The organism is Colwellia echini (assembly GCF_002843355.2).
Lineage (GTDB): Bacteria > Pseudomonadota > Gammaproteobacteria > Enterobacterales > Alteromonadaceae > Colwellia > Colwellia echini.
Genome location: NZ_PJAI02000080.1, coordinates 1 through 738 on the forward strand (window position 1 = coordinate 1; position 738 = coordinate 738).

1 protein-coding gene is annotated in these 738 nt (G+C 49.7%); it reads right to left on the minus strand.

Features of this window, described 5'->3' with window-relative positions:
* Positions 1 to 738: VCBS domain-containing protein (locus CWS31_RS17350; RefSeq protein ID WP_211355865.1), on the minus strand; the 738-nt coding region annotated here is incomplete at both ends.

Consider the following 738-nt stretch of genomic DNA (forward strand, 5'->3'; position numbering starts at 1 on the left):
CATCATTGCTACCCGTGATGGTGATGGTTTGTGTCTCAGTGGTGCCATCGTCACTGGTGAAAGTGATGGTATCAACTAAGGTTTGGCCTGCCGGTAGTGCTTGCACTGCAGCATTGCTGTCATCTAAGCTGTATTCCCATACACCCGTGCCATCAACCACAACCGTGCCGTAGCTCGCAGTACTGCTCACTAAAGTCCCTTCACCGGTATCAATATCACTAACAGACACTGTGCCTGTTGCGGTGTTGTTGCTCGCATCATCTTCAGTCACGCTTGTGTCACTTGCAGTAACTGTGATATCCGCCGCATCATTGCTACCCGTGATGGTGATGGTTTGTGTCTCAGTGGTGCCATCATCACTAGTAAAGGTGATCTTATCGGTTAAGGTTTCACCGTCTGGTAACGCTTGTACCGCAGCATTGCTGTCATCTAAGCTGTATTCCCATACACCTGTGCCATCAACCACAACCGTGCCGTAGCTCGCAGTACTGCTCACTAAAGTCCCTTCGCCGGTATCAATATCACTAACAGACACGGTGCCTGTTGCGGTGTTGTTGCTCGCATCATCTTCAGTCACTAATGTGTCACTTGCAGTAACTGTGATATCCGCCGCATCATTGCTACCCGTGATGGTGATGGTTTGTGTCTCAGTGGTGCCATCGTCACTAGTAAAGGTGATCGTGTCGGTTAAGGTTTCACCGTCTGGTAACGCTTGTACCGCAGCATTGCTGTCATCTA